Here is a 3708-nt window from a genome sequence, read left to right on the forward strand (position 1 = left end):
GGTGGCGATGTCCTCAATCATCTCAAGGGCGACTACGTCAGTGTTTACGTGCCGACCACACCGAACCCGACTTCCGGCTTCTTCCTGATGCTGCCCAGAAGCGAAGTGATCGAACTCGAAATGGATGTCAACGAAGCGCTTAAATATATTGTCTCGATGGGCGTTGTCGCCCCGCCACTGCGGGTGAATCACCGATCCAGCACAACCAGCGACCTGCGCGACCGCGATGGTCTGGCACAGATCGTCTGCGACCCCGACCGTCCGGAGATGTTCGCCATTGCCGAATCCGTACGCAACGAGTTCTGCCTGAAGATCACCGGCAAGGTTCGCGCCCGCCCGGAAGGCACTGTAAACGTCAATATGCCGAGCGGCGAGGTTGAAATCCTCTGCCATGAAATCGAAGTCCTGAACGCCTCGGTCACCCCGCCCTTCCAGCTTGACGACGACAGTCTCTCGGAGAATGTTCGCCTGCTGCACCGTGTCATTGACCTGCGTCGCCCACCCATGCAGCGCAACATGCAGTTGCGCTACAAGACGGCGCGCGCTTTTCGCCGCTTCCTTGACGATGCGGGCTTCATCGACATCGAAACACCGATGCTGACGAAAAGCACGCCGGAAGGCGCACGGGATTATCTGGTGCCATCGCGCGTGCATCCGGGCCAGTTTTTCGCGCTGCCGCAGTCGCCGCAGCTGTTCAAGCAGTTGCTGATGGTCGCCGGGTTCGACCGCTACTATCAGATCACCAAGTGTTTCCGCGACGAAGACCTTCGCGCCGACCGGCAGCCCGAATTCACCCAGGTCGATATGGAAACCTCATTCATGAGCGAGGATGAAATCACCACGGTGATGGAAGAGTTGATCCGCACCGTATTCAAGGAAGCGATCGATGCCGACCTGCCCAAACCCTTCCCGCGCCTCAGCCATGCGGAGGCCATGCATCGCTATGGTTCCGACAAGCCGGATTTGCGCGTTACGCTGGAGCTGACCGAAGTCACTGACGTCGTCAAAGATGTCTCCTTCAAGGTCTTCGCGGGAGCCGCCAATAGCGAAAACGGCCGCGTTGCCGCGCTACGCATTCCTGGCGGCGCCTCCCTGACGCGCGGCGAGATCGACGCCTACACGCAATTCGTCGGCATCTACGGAGCCAGAGGACTGGCCTACATCAAGGTCAACGACGCGGCCCAGCTCAACGAAACTGGCTTGCAGTCTCCGATTGTCAAGAACCTGCACAGCGCCGCATTGAAGGCCATCGTTGAACGCACCGGCGCGCAATCCGGGGATTTGATCTTTTTTGGCGCCGACAAGGCCAAGGTGGTCAACGACGCGCTGGGCGCACTGCGCGCCAAGATCGGCCATGAAAAAGGCTTTCTGAATGGCAAGGACTGGGAACCGGTGTGGATCGTCGACTTCCCGATGTTCGAACACGACGAAGAAAACAAGCGCTGGACTGCCTGTCACCACCCCTTCACCAGCCCGAAGGACGAGCACCTCGCATTGCTGGAAACGGATCCGGGCAAGTGTCTGGCCAAGGCCTACGATCTTGCGCTAAACGGCTGGGAGCTTGGCGGCGGCTCGGTGCGTATCCACCGCGCCGATATTCAGGAAAAAGTGTTCAAAGCGCTGGGGATCGGCGAAGAAGAGGCGCAACTCAAGTTCGGTTTTCTGCTTGATGCACTCAAGTACGGCGCGCCCCCGCACGGCGGTCTGGCCTTCGGCCTGGACCGTATCGTCACGATGATGACCGGCGCCGAGTCGATCCGCGATGTGATCGCCTTCCCGAAAACACAGCGCGCCCAGTGCCTCCTCACCGACGCACCAAGCGATGTTGACGACAAGCAGTTGCGTGAACTGCACATCCGTTTGCGCCCGAAAGTTGAAGTGCAAATCGATTCGCAGGTCGTAGCCGGCAAGGCCTAACAACGAAGCGCCGATGGCCGCACCGAACCACGCGGCCAGCACAGCCATGACACGCTACAAGAACCCGGTCTCGGTCCTAGTCGTCATATATTCCCGGGATTTACACATACTGTTACTCGAACGTACCGCACATGCCGGTTACTGGCAATCAGTCACCGGCAGTCAGGAAGACGGCGAAAGCCTGATCGAAACAGCACGGCGTGAAGTAAAGGAAGAAACGGGCATTGCTACCAGTACGGATGCGTTGAGCGACTGGCAACTCACCAACACTTTCGAGATTTTCGCCGAGTGGCGTCAACGCTACGCGCCGGGCATCATCCACAATACCGAACACGTTTTTTCGCTCCAGGTCGCTGCCCCGCTACCAATCACCCTCGCAGCGGAAGAGCATTTGAACTACCTCTGGCTGCCATGGCGCGAAGCCGCCGAGAAATGCTTTTCCTGGAGCAACCGCGACGCCATCCTCATGTTGCCCGAGAGGATTGGTCGCTGATACGCTTTTCCAGACACGCCGGACAGTAACAGCTTGCGCCGGCTTCAACCACCAGCAGCCCGGTCGGCTTCTCCATGCACCAGCAGGTTTGCATGCCGGCCACAGCACCACAGACGAAGGACGCTCCACAAGCGTGGCAAACAGTGGGCTCGGCTTCCTGATTAGTGGTCATCGTTTCCCCGGTTATTCTGCAGCATTCCGTCAAGGGCCCAACGCTGCAAGAACCCGGCGGCGGTCGCCGCCGGATCGCTCGCACCTGTCTCCGCTATTGCCGTACAGCATACGGCAAAGTTCGCTCCCTTCGCCAGCGCGTTCAAAGCCGCCACCTCAACTGTCTCTGCCGAACGCCAGAGACAGTCAAGTTCCGGACGCCAGACCAGTAACACATGAGATAGGGGTTCAGGTGCCTCAGTTTGCGCTTCGGCGTCTTCGTTTAACGCGAGCCAGATCGGCTCAATGTTCCAGTCCAGCTCACGCATACACAGCGACGGCACCAGCACAAAGCGGTGTTGCGGCCAATCCTGTGGAGCCAATGCAGCAAGGTCGGAAAGCGACAGCGTCGAAGCGTCCTGCGCATCGAAAGCACCGCGTATTGCCCAGTCCATCCGCGCAATATCAACCAGTGCCGGATGCGGCAAGCGCTCGGGGTCAGCGTCGAGAAAAGCCACTAACGCATCGCCATACCAGCGTATCGAGCGGAAACTCGATGGATGCGCGTTAATGTAGTCGCGAGCGAGATCGGCGAACGCTTCGTCACCCAGCGCACTTTTCAGCACCGGGAAGTTGTCGTGCAATGCCGACAACAAGCGGGCGCGATACGCCATCAGATAAAGCCCCAGACCACCGGCGACCTCCCCACCCTCGGCCAAAAACAAGCCGGGGCTGTCTTCTTCGGCCAGCACAGCCTGCTGGAAGCGACTCTGTAACTCACCCAGACTGCTCATGCGGCCTGCTTCTGCTTGGTGAGCGCCTGCTGTGCCACACGCCGGACGGCGTCGAGTTCGGCAATCAATTCATCCAGCGACGGAATGTTGTCGTCGCGCTCAATCATTGTCGGTACTGCGCCGAGCCGTCGTACAGTATAGGCATAAAGATCCCACACCGCATCGCAGATCGGATGATCGTGTGTGTCGATGATGTAGTTCCCGTGGTCTTCGTGCCCGGCCAGATGTATCTGCCGCACGGCAACCGCCGGAATGGCATCGATGAACGCCCGCGGATCAAAACCGTGATTGACGCTGCTGACATAGACATTATTCACATCGAGCAACAACTCGCAGCCGCTACGCGCCACTAGT

General features: G+C 59.0%; 5 protein-coding genes. 2 read left to right on the forward strand and 3 right to left on the reverse strand.

Features of this window, described 5'->3' with window-relative positions; all coding sequences use genetic code 11:
• The first annotated feature begins 156 nt into the window (after positions 1-156).
• Positions 157-1917, forward strand: a complete 1761-nt coding sequence (gene aspS / locus PROAA_RS12820; RefSeq protein WP_245664269.1) for an aspartate--tRNA ligase — start codon at positions 157-159, stop codon at positions 1915-1917.
• A 13-nt stretch (positions 1918-1930) separates the two neighbouring features.
• A complete protein-coding gene (nudB, locus tag PROAA_RS12825; protein WP_245664268.1) occupies positions 1931-2410 on the forward strand; it encodes a dihydroneopterin triphosphate diphosphatase in 480 nt (159 codons plus the stop codon).
• Here nudB and PROAA_RS19310 read toward each other — a convergent pair.
• The 3 genes from PROAA_RS19310 to PROAA_RS12840 all read right to left on the reverse strand — a co-directional run.
• Positions 2382-2582 carry a cysteine-rich CWC family protein gene (locus PROAA_RS19310; RefSeq protein ID WP_186411716.1) on the reverse strand — a complete coding sequence of 67 codons (201 nt, stop codon included), beginning with the start codon at positions 2580-2582 and terminating at the stop codon, positions 2382-2384. The two genes, nudB and PROAA_RS19310, sit on opposite strands and share 29 nt — an antisense overlap.
• Positions 2572-3354 carry an HvfC/BufC N-terminal domain-containing protein gene (locus tag PROAA_RS12835; protein ID WP_186411717.1) on the reverse strand — a complete coding sequence of 261 codons (783 nt, stop codon included), beginning with the start codon at positions 3352-3354 and terminating at the stop codon, positions 2572-2574. The genes PROAA_RS19310 and PROAA_RS12835 overlap by 11 nt, the downstream gene beginning before the upstream one ends.
• A partial coding sequence (locus PROAA_RS12840; protein WP_186411718.1) for a multinuclear nonheme iron-dependent oxidase occupies positions 3351-3708 on the reverse strand: 358 nt, incomplete at its 5' end. The genes PROAA_RS12835 and PROAA_RS12840, both read right to left, overlap by 4 nt.

The sequence above is a fragment of the Candidatus Propionivibrio aalborgensis genome (genome assembly GCF_900089945.1).
GTDB lineage: Bacteria > Pseudomonadota > Gammaproteobacteria > Burkholderiales > Rhodocyclaceae > Propionivibrio > Propionivibrio aalborgensis.

Bases quoted from the DNA above. Each gene is read 5' to 3' on its own strand.
- nudB (WP_245664268.1), top strand. From the start codon at position 1,931: ATGGCCGCACCGAACCACGCGGCCAGCACAGCCATGACACGCTACAAG.
- PROAA_RS12835 (WP_186411717.1), bottom strand. From the start codon at position 3,354: ATGAGCAGTCTGGGTGAGTTACAGAGTCGCTTCCAGCAGGCTGTGCTG.
- PROAA_RS19310 (WP_186411716.1), bottom strand. From the start codon at position 2,582: ATGACCACTAATCAGGAAGCCGAGCCCACTGTTTGCCACGCTTGTGGA.
- aspS (WP_245664269.1), top strand. From the start codon at position 157: ATGGGCGTTGTCGCCCCGCCACTGCGGGTGAATCACCGATCCAGCACA.